Source organism: Pseudorhodoferax sp. Leaf267 (assembly GCF_001422405.1).
Lineage (GTDB): Bacteria > Pseudomonadota > Gammaproteobacteria > Burkholderiales > Burkholderiaceae_C > Pseudorhodoferax.
This window is the reverse complement of sequence record NZ_LMMV01000024.1, coordinates 195036-211718: the sequence shown is the minus strand read 5'-3', so window position 1 is coordinate 211718 and position 16683 is coordinate 195036. Positions and strand designations below refer to the sequence as shown.

General features: G+C 67.5%; 13 protein-coding genes. 1 reads left to right on the top strand and 12 read right to left on the bottom strand.

Annotated features, from left to right (window positions below; all coding sequences use genetic code 11):
- Position 1: 1 nt before the first annotated feature.
- Complete coding sequence (locus ASF43_RS24545) at positions 2-3745, top strand: EAL domain-containing protein (RefSeq protein ID WP_056187131.1); 3744 nt, start codon at positions 2-4, stop codon at positions 3743-3745.
- A gap of 116 nt (positions 3746-3861) precedes the next feature.
- Here ASF43_RS24545 and ASF43_RS24540 read toward each other — a convergent pair whose 3' ends face one another.
- The 12 genes from ASF43_RS24540 to ASF43_RS24490 form a co-directional block, all read right to left on the bottom strand.
- Positions 3862-5259 carry a heavy metal sensor histidine kinase gene (locus ASF43_RS24540; RefSeq protein ID WP_056187128.1) on the bottom strand — a complete coding sequence of 466 codons (1398 nt, stop codon included), beginning with the start codon at positions 5257-5259 and terminating at the stop codon, positions 3862-3864.
- Complete coding sequence (locus ASF43_RS24535) at positions 5256-5933, bottom strand: heavy metal response regulator transcription factor (protein WP_056187125.1); 678 nt, start codon at positions 5931-5933, stop codon at positions 5256-5258. Before ASF43_RS24535 ends, ASF43_RS24540 begins: the two co-directional genes overlap by 4 nt.
- A gap of 93 nt (positions 5934-6026) precedes the next feature.
- Positions 6027-6569, bottom strand: a complete 543-nt coding sequence (locus ASF43_RS24530) for a hypothetical protein (RefSeq protein WP_056187481.1) — start codon at positions 6567-6569, stop codon at positions 6027-6029.
- 83 nt (positions 6570-6652) lie between these two features.
- On the bottom strand, positions 6653-7015 hold the full coding sequence (locus ASF43_RS24525; protein ID WP_056187121.1) for a DUF4148 domain-containing protein: 363 nt from the start codon (positions 7013-7015) through the stop codon (positions 6653-6655).
- A 12-nt stretch (positions 7016-7027) separates the two neighbouring features.
- Positions 7028-7360 (bottom strand): hypothetical protein, encoded by a 333-nt coding sequence (locus ASF43_RS30990; protein WP_156373508.1) that lies wholly within the window; start codon positions 7358-7360, stop codon positions 7028-7030.
- 248 nt (positions 7361-7608) lie between these two features.
- Positions 7609-8544: a cation diffusion facilitator family transporter gene (locus ASF43_RS24515; protein WP_056187116.1), complete on the bottom strand. Its 936-nt coding sequence runs from the start codon at positions 8542-8544 to the stop codon at positions 7609-7611.
- Positions 8545-8684: 140 nt separating this feature from the next.
- Positions 8685-8945 carry a hypothetical protein gene (locus ASF43_RS30985; RefSeq protein WP_156373507.1) on the bottom strand — a complete coding sequence of 87 codons (261 nt, stop codon included), beginning with the start codon at positions 8943-8945 and terminating at the stop codon, positions 8685-8687.
- 62 nt (positions 8946-9007) lie between these two features.
- A complete protein-coding gene (locus ASF43_RS24510; RefSeq protein WP_056187113.1) occupies positions 9008-12208 on the bottom strand; it encodes a CusA/CzcA family heavy metal efflux RND transporter in 3201 nt (1066 codons plus the stop codon).
- A gap of 12 nt (positions 12209-12220) precedes the next feature.
- Positions 12221-13783 (bottom strand): efflux RND transporter periplasmic adaptor subunit, encoded by a 1563-nt coding sequence (locus ASF43_RS24505; protein ID WP_056187112.1) that lies wholly within the window; start codon positions 13781-13783, stop codon positions 12221-12223.
- 9 nt (positions 13784-13792) lie between these two features.
- Positions 13793-15040, bottom strand: a complete 1248-nt coding sequence (locus ASF43_RS24500) for a TolC family protein (protein ID WP_056187109.1) — start codon at positions 15038-15040, stop codon at positions 13793-13795.
- A 92-nt stretch (positions 15041-15132) separates the two neighbouring features.
- Positions 15133-15504, bottom strand: a complete 372-nt coding sequence (locus ASF43_RS24495; protein ID WP_056187106.1) for a hypothetical protein — start codon at positions 15502-15504, stop codon at positions 15133-15135.
- 279 nt (positions 15505-15783) lie between these two features.
- Positions 15784-16665 (bottom strand): LysR family transcriptional regulator, encoded by an 882-nt coding sequence (locus tag ASF43_RS24490; protein ID WP_056187103.1) that lies wholly within the window; start codon positions 16663-16665, stop codon positions 15784-15786.
- Between the last annotated feature and the right edge of the window lie 18 nt (positions 16666-16683).

The following is a 16683-nucleotide window of genomic DNA, read 5'->3' as shown; positions in this document are numbered from 1 at the left end:
GATGGCGCGCGTGCTCGTGGCCGACGACGTTGCGGCGAATCGTGAGCTCGTCGCGACGCTGCTGCGCTACGCGGGGCATGAGCTCGCCGAGGCCGGTGACGGTGAGGAAGCACTGGAGAAGGTCCGCGCCTTCAAGCCGGACCTGGTCGTGTGCGACATCCTGATGCCTCGCATGGATGGCTACGAGTTCGTTCGACATCTGCGCGGTCTCTCGGAACTCGCACACACGCAGGTCATCTTCTACACAGCGACCTTCCTGGAGGAGGAAGCGCACGCATTGGCAAATGCGTGTGGCGTGCGCTACGTGCTGACCAAGCCCTGCGAACCCGAGGAGATCATCTCGACGGTTCGGTCGGCGCTTGCGCATCAAGGCACGCAGGTGCCTGCCATTGTTGCCACGCCGCACTTCGACCGCGAGCACTTGCGGCTGGTGACGGACAAACTGGCGCAGAAGGCGAATGAGCTCGAACAGTCCAACACGCGACTGGCAGGATTGATCAAACTGGGCGTACAGCTTGCGTCTGAACGGGACACGACCGTGCTGCTCGACACCTTCTGTGACGGCGTGCGCAACCTGTTCGGAGCCCAGTTGGCCGTGTTGTGGGTGCAGGACGATGAGCTCGACGACGAACACTGGGTGATGCGGAGCGACGCCGGCGCTGCATCGTTCACGGTGCAAGCCTTGCGCGGCGACCACGTTTTTGGCCGTGAGACGGCCAGGCTCAGCTGGTTCGACGCGCTTGGCGGAGACGAGGGGCTTCGGCGGGCCGTGACGTTGCACGTGCAGGGTGCGCGCTGCGCGCTCTTGGCGCCCATCGCCTCGCTGCATCTGCGCTACGGATGGATGCTGCTGGTCGACAAGCATGCCGGCGGCTGCTTCCAGGAAGACGACCAGCAAACCCTTGCCGTGCAAACGTCGCAGCTCGGCCGGGTGTACGAGAACGGCCGCCTCTACATCAAGGTGCAGGAGCAACTGGCCTTGCTGCGGCTGCAGGCCGAGGTGCGCGAGCGCGAAGCCGCCCTGCTCCGCTTGGAGCACAACGTGGCCCGGGCCCTGGCCGCTGCCGATGCCATGGACACGGGGCTTGCCACCGTGCTGCAGGCCGTTTGCGAATCGCAGCGGTGGGACATCGGCCGCATGTGGCATGTCGACGAATCCGCTTCTGTGCTGCGGCTGGCGATGGAATGGCACGCGCCGGAAATGGCGGCGCGCAGCGAGAAGTTGCCGCCGCTCACTGTGCTGAAGTCCGGTGAAGGGCTGGCCGGGCGGGTCTGGCGCACCGGTGAACCCATGTGGATTCCCGACCTGCACACCGAGCCCCGGATGATCCATCGCGCCTTGCTGCGCACCGTCGGTGCTGCCAGTGCCACGCTGTTCCCGCTTTACAGTGGCGGACGCGTCTTCGGTGTGCTGAGCTTCCTGGGCCGCGAACGGCGCGAGCCGGACGAACGGCTTCAAGCATCGGCCCGTGTCATCGGCAACCAGCTGGGCCAATTCATGCAGCGCAAGCGGGCGCAGGACGCGTTGAAGACGTCCGAGCATTTCATCCGCTCCACCCTCGATTCGCTCCTCGAACACGTCTGCGTGATCGACAGCCATGGCGTGATCCTGGCAGTGAACCGGGCCTGGCGCGAGTTCACGCACGCCCACAGCGAGGAACCCTTCTGCGTCATGGAGGGCGCCAACTACCTGCAGGCCTGCGCCAACGCGCACGGTGACGGTGCCGCCGATGCCCGCGTGATGGCGGCCGGCATCCGCAACGTGATCAAGGGCCACCAGGCAACGTTCACGATGGAATACACGTGCGACTGGCCCGCCACCACGCGCTGGTTCCTCGCCAGGGCATCGCGCTTCGCCGACGAAGGGCCCGTGCGTGTCGTGGTGGCGCACGAGGACATCACGGAGCGCAAGCAGAACGAGCAGCGCATCCGGCGCCTGCATCGCGTATCGAGCGTACTGAGCGACATCAACGCCCTGATCGTTCGGGTCACGGACCTGGACGAGCTGTTCCGGGATGCCTGCCGCATTGCCATCGAGACGGGGCGTTTCAAGATGGCATGGATCGGACTGGTGCATCGCAATCCGCTGCGCATCGAGATCGTCGCAGGCCAGCATGCCGGCGTTGCAGACGCCTACTTCAAGCAACTCGGCCCTGAACTGCAAAAGCACCTGGACAACAACACGCCGCAAACGCAGGCGCTACTGGATCTGCAGCAGAGCATTGTGATCAACGACATTGCCAGCAGCACCTGGATGTCTTTGCGCGATGTCTCGCTGAAGACCGGTTCCCGCTCGGCCATCGCAGTGCCGTTGGCAGTTGGCGCCGAAACCCGGGGCGTGCTGACCCTGTACGCAGAGGAACTCGACTTTTTCGACGACGACGAGATCAAGCTGATGCATCAGTTGGCCGGGGATCTGTCGTTCGCCATGGACCATGTGCGCCAGGCAGAGCAGCTCAATCACCTGGCGTACTACGACGCTCTGACGGGCCATGCCAACAACACGCTCTTCCACGAGCGCATGACACAGTTTGTCGATGCCGCCGCGGCAAGCAGCACGCGCCTGGCGATCGGCGTGCTGGACATCGAGCACTTCAAGTCGATCAACGACGTCTACGGGCGTCATGCCGGAGATGAAGTTCTGCGACAACTGGCCGGCCGCGTGCTGGCCTTGTTGGGAGATCGCAGCCGCATGGCGCGCGTGGGGCCTGACCAATTTGGCGTGGTGATCCAGAGTGCACCGCATGGAATCGAGTTGCTGCGAACGTTGGAGGAGTTCCGCGATCAGTGCTTCAAGGCGACGTTTGACAGCAGCAACGGCTCGATCCATGTGTCCGGGCGGCTGGGCGTGGCGCTGTTTCCAGACGACGGTGCCGATGCCGAAACGCTGTTCCGCAATGCCGAGGCCGCCGTCAAGCGCGCGCAGCGTTCGTCCGAGCAAGTGCTGCTGTACGACGCCCATGCCAGCAAGCAGATCGCCGATCGGATTGCGCTGGAACGGCGATTGCGCGATGCGCTTTCACAGGACCAGTTCGTGTTGCATTACCAGCCCAAGGTCGACGCCGTCTCTCGCGAGATCGTCGGCGTGGAAGCCTTGATCCGCTGGCAGGACCCCACATTCGGACTGGTGCCTCCCCTGCAGTTCATCCCGTTGATGGAAGAAACCGGCTTGATCGTCGAAGTCGGCTCCTGGGCCCTGCGCCAGGCCGCGCAGGATCGGCGGCGCTGGATCGAAAGCGGCCTGGTCGCATTGAACGTGGCCGTCAATGTGTCGGTCGTGCAATTGCGCAAGAGCGATTTCGTCGCGACCGTGATGGCTGCCCTTGGCACGCTGAACGAGCCGATCGGCATCGACCTGGAGATCACCGAAAGTGCAGCCATGGAGGATGTGGGCGACACGATCGCCAAGCTCGAGCGCCTGCGCCAGCACGGCATCTGCCTGGCCATCGACGACTTTGGCACCGGCTACTCGTCGCTGGCCTACCTCAGCAGGCTGCCTGCCCAGGTGCTCAAGATCGACCGGGCATTCACGATGACGATGAATGCAGACCCCAACACCCTGACCCTGGTTGCCACCATGATCTCGCTCGCGCATGCAATGAACATGAAAGTGGTGGCGGAAGGTGTCGAAACCGAAGAGCAGGCGGTCACACTGGAACGCCTGCACTGCGATCAGTTGCAGGGCTACCTGATCAGCAAGCCGGTTCCTGAGGCGGCATTGGCGCACATGCTCAAGGCTGGCTGACGGATGGGTCAGCGCGGAAGATCCAGGGGCCTTGTTCACCCCGCCGCAGGCGCGCAGGTGAAGCCATCAGCGCCTTGCTGCGAGATCACCCCACGCTGACGGCTTCGTCGGCTCGATCAGGACGGTTCGACTGCACGCTCACGTCGTGGACGGTCCGGTGCGGGCCTTGCGGTGGCCGCTCCATCCGCGATCCACAGGCCGATGCGCGTGCGTCCTGCCGCGGAGCGGGCCAATGTGCCGCCCTGGTGCATGTCCGCGATGGCAGCCACGATGGACAGGCCCAACCCATGGTTACGGTCGGCATGGCTGCGGGCCGGATCGGCACGGAAGAAGCGATCGAACAGCCGCGGCAGATGCTCGGGCGCAACGGTTGGGCCTTCGTTCTCGACCGCGATCTCGACCCGGCCCGCCCCCTCCGCCACGATCTGCAGGGCCACCGCGGAGCCTGGCGTGGCGTGGCGCACGGCGTTGCCCAACAAATTGGAGAGCGCCCGTTGCAGCAGCCGCGCATCGGCCTGCACCGCAGCGTCGCCCTCGATGCGCAGCAAGATCCCCGCCTCCTCCAGCGTGGCCTCATGGAATTCGGCGACATCGGCAGCCAATACGGCAAGGCTGTCCACCGGTGCGCGACGCGCGCCGATGCCGCGGTGCGCGCGCGACAGGAACAACATGTCGGCCACGATGCGCGCCAGACGGCCCAGCTCCTCCAGGTTGGATCCCAGCACCTCCTGCAATTCGGCCAGACTGCGCGCCTTGCGCAGTGCCAGCTCGCTGCTGCTGATCAGTATCGTCAGCGGGGTGTTGAGCTCGTGCGCCACGTCGGCATTGAACGCCTCCATCTGCGCGTAGGCTGCAGAAAGCCGGCCCAGCAATGCATTGAACTGCGCGATCAAGGGCTGCATCTCCGCTGGCTGGGCCGACCCGTCGAGCCGGCGCTGCAGGGTCTCGGCCTCGAGTCGGCGCGTTTGCGCGACGAGATGGTGCAGGGGCTTGAGGCTGCGGCGCACCAAGATGAATCCCCCCGCCGAGACCATCGCCGCCCCTCCAACGGCGGCCAGCAACAGCATCCACCCGGTGCGCCGCAGCAAGTCCGTGTCGGCGCTGGTGTCCAGCTCCAGGGACATGCTTACCGGGCCCGGCAGATGGGGGACCGTCAGGGTGACGACATGCGCATGCGCGCCCGTGCTGCTGACGGCGCCCTGGAGCGGCCGGTCGAACACGGTGCGGCCCAGACCATCCACCAGCTTCAGACCCACATCGGAATGGCCGGCCAGCATCGCCTCGAGCAGGTGCGACAGGTCTTCAGCCCGCCGGCCCGCGCTTTCCATCGAGACCTGGTCGCGCACGGCCTGCTCCTTCTGCACCAGCGTGTCGTGCTGGCGCTCGCGCAGCGTCCAATCCATGCCCAGATAGAGCGCCCCGCAGACCAGGCCCAGCCCGGCCATGGATTGCAAGGCCAGCCACAACGACAGCCGGGCGCCAAGGCTGCGCTGCCCCCTGCCCTCGCCGGTCACGCCCGCGCCTCGAGCACATAGCCCATGCCGCGCACGGTGTGCAGCAGGGCCTGCGCGAACGGCTGGTCGAGCTTGGCGCGCAGGCGGCGCACGGCCACCTCGACCACGTTGGTGTCGCTGTCGAAGTTCATGCCCCAGACCTGCGCCGCAATTTCGGTACGTGACAGAACTGCGCCCTGCCGCCGCAAGAGCAGCGTCAGCAAGCTGAATTCCTTGTTGGTGAGATCGAGCCGCTGCCCGGCGCGTGTGACACGCCGGCGAATCAGGTCGACTTCCAGGTCGGCAAGACGCAGTACAGCGGTCTCGGTGGACTGCGGCGTTGCGCGCCGCAGCAGCACCTGGATGCGGGCCACCAGTTCGGAGAACGCGAATGGCTTGACCAGGTAGTCGTCGGCACCGCTGCGCAGCCCACGCACACGGTCCTCGATCTCGCCACGCGCTGTCAGCATCAGCACCGGTGTCTGCTGGCCCTGGCGCAGTGCTGCCAACACCGCAAGGCCATCGAGCCCCGGCAGCATGCCATCGAGCACGATGAGGTCATACCGGTGCAGTGACGCCGCTTCCAGACCGGTCACGCCGTCGCGCGCCATGTCGACCGTGAACCCCTCTTCGCGCAGCCCCTTTTGCAGGTACTGGGCCAGTTTGATTTCGTCTTCGATGATCAGGATCTGCATGGCAGGGGGATGGGTGCGAGGGTGGTGCCCCGATTGTCACAAGGTCAGGGTGCGCGCGTGCGCTGGGCCGACGACCTCGCGCGTCGCACGACATCAAGGCTTCACGTCTGCGACCAACCGCGTCCTCGCGGCCCGCTTCTGGATGTCGATCTGCGGTTCACTGGCCCATTTGTAGGCACTGCCCCACGCCCAGGCCGTACCAGCCAGCCGAACGAAGCGCACGTCACCGCCAGAACCTGCGACGCGCGCTTCTCGGCGCTGCCCTTCGAACGTGAAGACCAGCGCATGCTGGCCGGGTCCGAGCCGCAAGCGGACCATCGAATCCGGCAGGGTTTCGATCGCAGGGCCGCCATCCACTTCGACGCTCAGCACGTTGGCCCCGTCCCCCCAGCTTTGTCGCACCACGTAAACCGTGAGCAACAGGGGATCGGCTTCGAACCGCTTCGCCTGCGCATCCGCGTTCAAGGACGGCACTGGCGCAGTCGTGCAGGGACCCTTGCGGTAGCGGTCGACCCTGCTTTGGTAGCAATGGACCGCTTCGACGGAGCGATCGGGGGCCGGCAGAGCGGCGCATCCAGCCATGACCCCGGCGAGGCCGACAACCATGGCGGCGCGTGCGAACCTGAACGGTTTCATAGGGGCTGGCTTCAAGAGAAGGGTGCAGAGCTGCATCAAGCGGTCACGGCGTGCACGGCACGCCGCATGTCGATGCCTGCAGCCTAGCGCTCGCCGCCGGGCAATGCGCCGGCGCGCATGGCAGCGATGGCCTGCGCGCGCACTTGCGCGCGGCTGGTCATCGAGCCGGCCGCCTGCTGCATGCCGCCCCACGATGCCCCTTCGCCCGAGGGGGCCGGCCCGTGCACGCGAAGATCCTCCAGCACCTCTGCCCGCGTCAGGGCGCGGCCTGCCGCTGCCGGTTCGGGCCAGACGCCCACTTCACCGAATCCTGGGAGTTGCCCCTGGGACCGCGCTTCGACGAACTCTGCGCGCACCTGATCGCGTGTGTGCGGCGCATCGTGCGCCTGTGCCCCCAGGCCTGCGAAAGCGAAGGCCGCGCATGCGATGGATTTGTTCAGCAACATGTTCTTCCCTCCTTAAACCTTGCCACCGGCAAGCGTGCCGGTACGCACGGCGTGGACCGCTTCGGCATGGACTTGCGCGCGGGAACGCACGCTCTGGGTTTGCTGCGCACCGATGTCTGTCCCCTCCGCGGTGGCCGCAGGACCGTCAGCGGCAAGGGCTTGCAGCACGGCCGCACGGCTGACCGTGCTCGGCCTGCTGTCGACGCGGGACACGTAACCGACTTTGCCCGTGGTCTGGCCGTGGTCGCGAGCTTGCGCGCCAGTGGACTGCGATGCCGTTTGCGCCTGGGCGCTGACGCCGAGCAGCGCAACCGTGATGACGGCGAGGGTGGATGTGCACTTCATGATGTTTCCTTTCGTGGTTGGTAGCGCGAACTGCGCATGACGCAAGTGTGGAAAGCCAAACATCGGCTTGTCGTACCGGTCGATGACATTTCCGTCATCGCATCGCCGGGTCTCACCGCCAGGGACCGACACGAGAGCACTCAACCAGGCCGTGCAGCCCTGCCGGCACGCCGTCTCGTGGCGATCGCCGGACACGTGGGCCAGGACGGATGGCCCCAGCCGCTGCGGCCCGTCGCTGGCGGGCGGCATCAATGCTCGGTGCTCGCGATGCTGCCGGGGGGATCCACTTGCACGGTCACATGTGCGATGGCGAATCGATCACGAAGACGAGCAGCCACCACCGCAGGCAAGGTCAATGGATCGATCCCGGGTGATGGCGTCACGTGGATGGTGGCCACCACGCGGTCATCGGTGAGCGTCCATGCGTGGAAGTGACCCGCCTCGCCGATCTGCGGCAACGCTGCAATGTCCGCTTCGGCGGCCTTGGTGTCCAGCCCCTTGGGTACGGCTTGCAGCAAGACCAGGACCGAGTCGGACAAGAGTCCCCAAGCCGACCGAACCACCAGAACAGCCACGAGCACCGACAGGACGGGGTCCAGCCAAGTCCAGCCGGTCAGCATGATCCCGATGGCCGCGCCGATGGCTCCGACCGATCCGAGCAGATCACCCATGACGTGCAGCAAGGCGCCCTTCAGGTTGCCGTCGCCACGGTTGCCACGCCACAGCACCCATGCCCCCACCAGGTTCACCAGCAGGCCGATCACCGCCACAGCCAGCATGGGGCCCGCCAGTACGTCGGACGGGCTCCTCAAGCGTGAGACGGCTTCCCAGGTGATCCACACCACCAGCAGCAGCAGCGATGCCCCGTTGGCCATGGCCGCCAACACCCGCACACGGTGGAATCCGTAGGTACGCACCATGTCAGGTGCCCTGCGTGCAACCCGGTAGGCAATCAGGGCAAGCAGCAACGCGGCAGCGTCGGACACCATGTGCCCGGCGTCTGCGATCAAGGCCAGCGAGCCGGAGAACCATCCTCCGACCGCTTGAACGCCGGCATACCCGGCGGTCAGCAGGAAGACGAGCCGGATCCTCTTCTCGTTGTCCGACGTGACGGTTGCGGCATGGCTGTGCGCGCCCTCGGCATGGTCGTGGCCATCATGACCTTGGTGAGCGCTACGGTTCATGCTCGAACTCCTTCATGGTGCGTGACCCCGGGGGTTCCGCACTGAACGCACGGTGTCGGAACAGCGCCGCTGCCGTTCCGCCCACGGCGAACAGCCGGGCCAGCGATAGGCGTGCCGCGTTGCGATGCATGCGAGAACGGTCAGGGCAGTGTGAAGCGTGCGGTGGACGCAGGCGTGGCCTTGCGTTGGACCGACACGACCACCTTCGTGCCGGCTGGAACGGTAGACGTTCCTCTGGCGCGCAGGGCGTTGTGGCCGGGGGCAAGTTGTTGTGCCTTGGCTTCCTTGGCATGGGCTTCGGTGCCCTTGGCGTCATGTGCGTGCCCTTTGTGGTCGTCGGCGGCATGGACAACGCCTGTGAGCGCGAGGGCCGCAACCGCGGCGGAAATCAGAGTTTTCAAGTTCGTGCTTTCAAGATGGGCCCTCGTCGGAATGGCCGTGCGAGGGCAATCACGGCAGCCCCTCAGTGAGACGCTTGCGCTGGCACCAGCACGGCGTGGTGTGCGACGTCTTGCCGTGCCGCGTCCTCCTCCTCCTCGTCACGCCTATACGCCAGCCGGTACAGCACGGGCAGCACCAGCAGCGTCAACGCAGTGGACGACAGGATGCCGCCGATCACCACCGTGGCCAGCGGGCGCTGCACCTCCGCGCCGGTGCCGGTGGCAATGGCCATGGGCACGAAGCCCAGCGAGGCCACCAGCGCCGTCATCAGCACCGGGCGCAGCCGCGTGAGCGCGCCTTCGCGGATGGCGTGGTCCAGCGTGGCGCCCTCCCCCCGCAGGTTGCGGATGAACGAGATCATCACCAGCCCGTTGAGCACCGCCACGCCAGACAGCGCGATGAAGCCCACAGCCGCGGTGATGGACATGGGAATGTCGCGCAGCCACAGCGCCAGGATGCCGCCCGTCAACGCGAACGGGATGCCGGTGAACACGATCAGCCCGTCCTTCAGGTTGCCGAACATGGCGAACAGCAGCGTGAACACCAGCAGCAGCGCCACGGGCACCACGATCTGCAGCCGGCGCGTGGCCGACTGCAGGTTTTCGAACTGCCCGCCCCAGGTGGTCCAGTAGCCGGTGGGGATCTTCACCTGCTCGGCCAGCGCGGCGCTGGCCTCCGTGACGAACGAGCCCAGGTCGCGCCCGCGCACGTTGGCGCTGACCACGATGCGGCGCTTGCCGTCTTCGCGGCTCACCTGGTTGGGGCCGGGGGCCAGTTCCAGGCTGGCCAGTTCAGACAAAGGGATGAAGCTCACGCGGCTGCCCGCCACGCTGCTGGCCGGCAGCGCAATGGGCAGGCGGCGGATGGCGTCCAGGTTGCCGCGCACGTTCTCGGGCAGGCGCACCACGATGTCGAAGCGCCGATCGCCCTCGAACAGCGTGCCCGCCGCGCGCCCGCCGATGGCGGTGGCAATCGTGTCCTGCACGTCGGCGATGTTGATGCCGTAGCGCGTAGCCTTCTCGCGGTCGATGTTCACGGTGAGCATGGGCAGGCCGGTGGTCTGCTCCACGTTGACCTCGGCCGCGCCGGGGATGGCGTTCAGCACGCGCTCGATGTCGGCGGCCGTCTTGTTCAGCACGGCCATGTCGTCGCCGAACACCTTTACCGCCACGTCGGCCCGCACGCCCGACACCAGCTCGTTGAAGCGCAACTGGATGGGCTGCGAGAACTCGTAGTTGTTGCCGGGGATCCGGGCCACCACCTCCTGCACCTCTTCCACGAGCTGCTGGCGCGTGCGCCTGGGCGCGGGCCATTCGGCCTCGGGCTTGAGCATCACGTAGGCGTCCGAGATGTTGGGCGGCATGGGGTCGCTGGCGATCTCGGCCGTGCCGGTGCGCGCGAAGATGCGCTCGATTTCGGGGAACCTGGCCTTCAGCGTGCGCTCCAGCTGCTGCTGCATCTGCACCGACTGCGTGAGGCTGGTGCCCGGGATGCGCAGCGCCTGGATGGCGAAGTCGCCCTCGTTCAGGTTGGGGATGAACTCGCTGCCCAGCTTGGTGGCCAGCAGGCCCGACAGCACGATGGCGATGCCGGCCACGGTGAGCACCACGGCCTTGGCGTCCAGCACGCGCTCCAGCAGCGGGCGGTAGGCCTTCTTGGCCCACACCATGAGGATGTTTTCCTTCTCGGCCACCTTGTGGCCGATGAAGAGCGCCACGGCCGCGGGGATGAAGGTGATGGACAGGACCATCGCGCCCAGCAGCGCGATCACCACGGTGAGCGCCATGGGGTGGAACATCTTGCCCTCCACACCCGTCAGCGCAAAGATCGGCAAGTACACGATCATGATGATCAGCTGCCCGAACAGCAGCGGGCGGCGCGCCTCCTGCGACGCGGCGAACACCTCGTGGAAGCGCTCCTTGCGCGTGAGCGGCCGGCCGAACTTCTCTTGCGCATGTGCCAGGCGGCGCACGCAGTTCTCCACGATGACCACGGCCCCGTCCACGATGATGCCGAAGTCCAGCGCGCCCAGGCTCATGAGGTTGGCGCTGACCTTCTGGTTCACCATGCCGGTGAAGGTGAACAGCATCGACAGCGGGATCACCATGGCCGTGATGAGCGCCGCGCGCAGGTTGCCCAGGAACAGGAACAGCACCACGATCACCAGCACCGCGCCTTCGAGCAGGTTCTTCTTCACCGTCTCGATGGCCTTGTCCACCAGCACCGTGCGGTCGTAGACGGTGATGGCCTCCACACCCTCGGGCAGGCTGCGGTTGATCTCCTGCATCTTCCTGGCCACCGCTTGCGACACGATGCGGCTGTTCTCGCCGATGAGCATGAACACCGTGCCCAGCACCACCTCGCGGCCGTTGTCGGTGGCGGCACCGGTGCGCAGCTCCTGCCCGATGTCCACCGTGGCCACGTCGCGCACGCGCACGGGCGTGGCGCCGCTGTGCGACAGGATCACGTTGCGCAGGTCTTCCACGCCGCGGGCCTGACCGGGCGCGCGGATCAGGTACTGCTCGCCGCGCCGCTCGATGTAGCCGGCGCCCACGTTGGTGTTGTTGCGCTCCAGCGCCGTCACCAACTCGGCCATCGACAAGCCGTAGGCCGACAGCCGCTCGGGGTTGGGCGCGATCTGGTATTGCTTCTCGTAGCCGCCGATGGAGTTGATCTCGGTCACGCCGGCCACGTTGCGCAGCTGCGGCTTGATGATCCAGTCCTGGATCTCGCGCAGGTCGCTGGATGTGTAGGGCGTGCCGTCGGGCTTCTTCGCGCCATCTTTCGCCTCCACGGTCCACAGGTAGATCTCGCCCAGGCCGGTGGAGATCGGCCCCACCATGGGGTGGATGCCCTCGGGCATCTCGCCCACGGCGGACTGCAGGCGTTCGTTCACCAGCTGCCGCGCGAAATACACGTCGGTGCCGTCCTTGAAGATCACGGTGACCTGCGACAGGCCGTAGCGCGACAGCGAGCGCGTCTGCAGCAGGCCGGGCAGGCCTGCCATGACGGTCTCGATCGGGAAGGTCACGCGCTGCTCGGTCTCCAGCGGCGAATAGCCGGGCGCGCCGGTGTTGATCTGCACCTGCACATTGGTGATGTCGGGCACGGCGTCGATGGGCAGCTTCTGGTAGCTGTACACGCCGAGCCCGGCCATGGCCAGCACGGCCAAGAGGACCAGCCAGCGCTGCTCGATGGCAAAGCGGATGATGCGTTCAAACATATGTGAGCCGTCTTAATGTGTGTGCGTCGCCGAGCTCTTGCCCTGCTCCGACTTGACGACGAAGCTGCCCGCGGCCGCCACGCTGGCGCCGGGCTTGAGCCCGCGCACGATCTCCACGCGCTTGCCGTCGCTGCGGCCGGTCTGCACAGGCTGCGGCACGAAGCCGCCAGGCACCTTGAGGAACACCACGGGCTGGTCGTCCAGCGTCTGCAGCGCAGCCGCCGCCACAGTGACGGCCGACGCCTTCTCGGCCGCCAGCACCTCCACGGTGACGAACAGCCCGGGCCGCCACGCGCCCTGCGGGTTGGGCAGCACCACGCGCGCAGGCGCGGTGCGGGTCTGCTCGCCGATCAGCGAGCCCACATACGAGACGGTCCCGTTGGCCACCGCGTCCGAAGCGCCCGCACGGACCACCACGCGCTCGCCCACGCGCACCTGTTGCAGGTCACGCGCGGCGACGCTCAGCTCGGCCCACACGCTGGACAGGTCGGACAGCGTGAACACGCTGGCGTCTTCCTTCACGGCTTCGCCCAAGGCGATGTGCTTCTCGACCACCATGCCGTCGAAGGGCGCGCGCAGCTCCAGGCGGCCCAGTGCGCCGCTGTGGGTGGACGCGCCCAGCGTCTGCAGCTTCTGCGTGGCGTTGGCCACGGTGATCTCGGCCTCGCGCAGGGCCTGGCGTGCCTGCAGCACGTCCTGCTCGGGCGAGATCTTCTGCTGCCACAGGCTTTGCTCGCGCTCGTAGGTGGTCTGCGCCAGTTCGCGGCGGCGCTGGGCGGCCTGCAACTCGGAGCGGGTCTCGGACACGGCGGCGCTGGAGATCACGGCCAGCACCTGGCCCTTCTTCACCTGCTGGCCCAGGTTGGCGCTGACGCTTTCCACCACGCCGAGCACGCGCGGCACGATGTGGGCGGTGCGGTCTTCGTTGAACTTGATCTCGCCCGGGAACTGCAGCGCGCTGCGGATGGTGGCGGGCACGCTGGTGTCCAGCGTGATGCTGGCGGCCTGGATCTGCGCGTCGGTCATGGCGACCTTGCCCTCTTGCTGCGAGAAGGAGAACAGGTAGGACTCCTTGGGCGTCTGCACGGCCACCGAGGCCTCGAAGATGTGCGGCTCGGCCACGGTCTGCGCGCTGGTCAGCACGCCATTGACGGGGCGCAGCACGATCTCCTGCTCGTCGCCGTTCGGGCGCGTGAGCGTCAGCGCCACCGCCGTGCCGGCCAGCGGCATGGGCTGGGCCTTGTCCACCAGCCAGGCCTTGAAGCGCGGCTCGCCGCCCTCCTCGGCCAGCAGCAGCTCCAGAGCGAAGTCGCCCTCGGTGAACAGCTGGCCGCCGTGCGGGCCCTTGGGCGCAGCTTCTTCGGCGTGGGCGCCGGCCTCTTCGGCGTGGCCATGGCCATCGTCGCCGGCCTTGGCGCTTTCCTCATGGCCGTGGCTGTCGCCGCCCGCTGGCTTGGTGGGGCCGCTGCGCAAGATCATGGCGCCGACGATGGCGCCCACGACGAGCAGCACGATGATGATGAAGACTTGCTGGCGGCCGGGCTTGCCGGACGCCGATGGCGATGCGTTGGACATGGTCGGTGCTCAAGGGTTGGAATGGGGGGCGCCCAGCAGGCGGTCCAGGTCGGTGGCGGCGCGGTGCACTTCGGCCACGGACCGCAGGTATTGCGCGCGCGCCTGCAGCAGGCTGCGCTGTGCGTCCAGCGCTTCGAGGTAGTCGAACTTGCCCGCCTCGAAGCCTTTGCTGGCGGCGTCGAAGGCGCTCTGCGCGCCAGGCAGGATGTCGGTCTGCACGGCCGCCACCTCGGCCAGGGCCGTGGCGTGGCGCTGGCGCGTGGCGGCCACATCGGCACGCAGGCGCAGCTCGACGGCGCGGGCTTCGTCCTCGGCCTTGTCCTGCCGGCGCAGGGCCTCGACGATGGCGCCGCGATTCGTGTCGAACACCGGCAGCGGGATGGAAATGCCGACCACGGCCTGGTTGCGAGCCCCTGGGTCCTGCGTGCGCTTGAAGCCGGCGTTGACGGTGATGTCGGGCACGCGCCTGGCGCTCTCCACGTCTGCCAATGCGCCCAGGCGCCGCACCTCCAGACGCGCCTGGCGCAAGGCGGGCGCGTCGGTGATGCGTTGTTCGATGGCCTCCTGCGCGGGCATGGCGGGCAGTGCCAAGGCGTTGCCGTCCACGGCGTCGATGCCGGTGCTGCGCGTGGTCAGCGCACGCAATTCGTGCAGGCTGGCCTGCAGCTCGCCTTGCGCCTGGATCAGCTCCAGCCGCACATTGGCCTCGGCCAGTTTGGCCCGCGTCTCCTCCACCGGCGACACCTTGCCGGAGACCACGCGCTTGCCCGTGGCCTGGCTGCCGCTGCGGGCCAGATCGAGCGAGGCCTGGGCCAGGCGCACGCGCTCCTGCGCGATCAGCGAGGCCAAGAACGCGGCCGTCACACTGGCGCGCAGCTCGGCCTGCTTGCCGTCCAGCTGCGCGCGGGCCAGCTCGGTGGCGCGCTCGGCGGCGGCGATGCGCGCGGCGCGCTTGCCGCCCAGCTCGAAGGGCTGGCTCAGCATCACGGTGGTGGTGCGGTTGTCGCGCCGCAGGTCTTCCGCCTCGACGCTCAGCGACGGGTTCTGGATGGCGCCGGCCTGCGTGCGCGCGCCTTCGGTGGCGTCGACCTCACGCCGCGCGGCGGACAGGTCGGGGTGGCGGTCCAGCGCCAGCTGCACGGCGGCGGCCAGCGTGAGGGGGGCAGGCGCTGCGGCAGCACCCACGGTTTGGGCGAGCACGCTGGCGCCCGAGAAGGCCGTGAGCGCGAACGCCAACGGCACCAGAAACCTGCACATCGAATTCTCCAGTCATAGGGACGAGACAAGGGAATCCGGCGGGCGTCGTCAGAGGAAGTCAGGGCCTGAGAAAGAGTCGAACGCGCGCCGGGTCAGCTGGCGCGCGTCCATTTGGGGCGTTCGATGTCGGGGTCGATCCGGTCGCCGTAGAGATGCTGCGCGGGAGCCCCCAGAGCCGAAGATTGCGCGGGCAGGAGGATGCTCCCCGAGGCGAACGGCAGTTGGGCCACGTTCAAGTGGCAATAGCCGCAGTCGCCATGGAGCTGGGCAGGAGCACTGTCCGCGGCTGGTGAAGACGCTCCAGACTGCAGATGCACCGGTTCGGCAGCCCCATGCGCGTGGGCATGGTGGCCCACGTGGAACGAGGCAGGCGCCGTTTCGTGCTGGCAATACACGGCCGCAGCCGACCAGGCGAGCTGGACTGGCAGCATGAAACCAATGAAAAGCAGCAGCCAGCGCGTCACGGTGCTTCTATCGGGTCAGTTCGACAGGGGGCCGCGGTACGCACGTGGGCAAAGAAGGCTTGGGGGATCGCCATGAAAAAAAGTGAGTTGCCTTCATGGACTGAGCAAGTGGAGGGCCAGAGTGCGGGCAGTCTATTGCGCGAATCCGTCGGTTCATGGGCATGGAGATTGCATTTTTGTCATCTTCGACGCGCAGGCGTGTGTCGGTCGTGGGGGCCGGTCCAGGTGGAGCATGCCCAGGCCATCCGCGCGCCCGCCACGGCTGCGTCCGGGTGCCGTCTATCTTTCCCAGACGCCCCGCACCATCGACGCCAACGCGACCGCCAAGGGGTCTTGCCGGCCTTCTGCGGCAGTGGTCAGGTACAGGGCCGCCTCCACGCGCGCCGGCCCCCAGACCAACCACTCGTCGCGCTCGGCGCCGCGCAGCGCGACTTCCTCGCGCAGCAGCGCGCAGCCGCTGCCGGCGCGCACGTACGCGGCCAGGCCGGTGGTGTCCTGGATCTGCATCGCCGCACGCGGCATCAGGCCCTGGGGCTCGAACAGCGCGCGCAGCAGCAGGTGGACGTGCGAGTCGGCCAGGCCGTCCACCCAGGGCAGTTCGGCCAGCGTGCGCCACCCGCCCTGCTGCATGGCCGGCACCAGCCGGGTCGGAATGGCCACGCGGTAGACCACCGAACGCAGCGACTGCCACGGCAGGTCGCGCGGTGGGTGCGTGCCGATGTAGTAGCCGGCCGCCAGCGTGCCGGCGCGGACCAGGTCCAGCAACTCCAGCGCCGAATGGTTGCGTGTGCGCAGCTCCACCAGCGGCAGCGCTTCGTGGACGCGCGTGGCCAGTTCGCCCAGGCGCAGAAAGTCGGCGGACTCGCTGGGCAGGCCGAAGTCGATGCGGCCGGTCAGTTCGCCGTGCAACTGGCGCGCCGCCGCACCCAACTCGTTGCCGGCGGCCAGCAGTGCCTCGGCCTTGGGCAGCAACACCTCGCCCGCGCGCGTGAGCGAGAGGCGGCCAGCACTGCGGTGGAACAGCGTCACACCCAGGCCCTGCTCCAGGCTCTTGAGCTGGCCGGTCACGGCCGGCTGCGTCACGCACAGCGCCTCCGCGGCCTTGGTCACGTTGCCGATGCGGGCCACGATCACGAAGGCGCGCACTTGGTAGAGTTCCATGGCCCTGCCGCCTGCCGC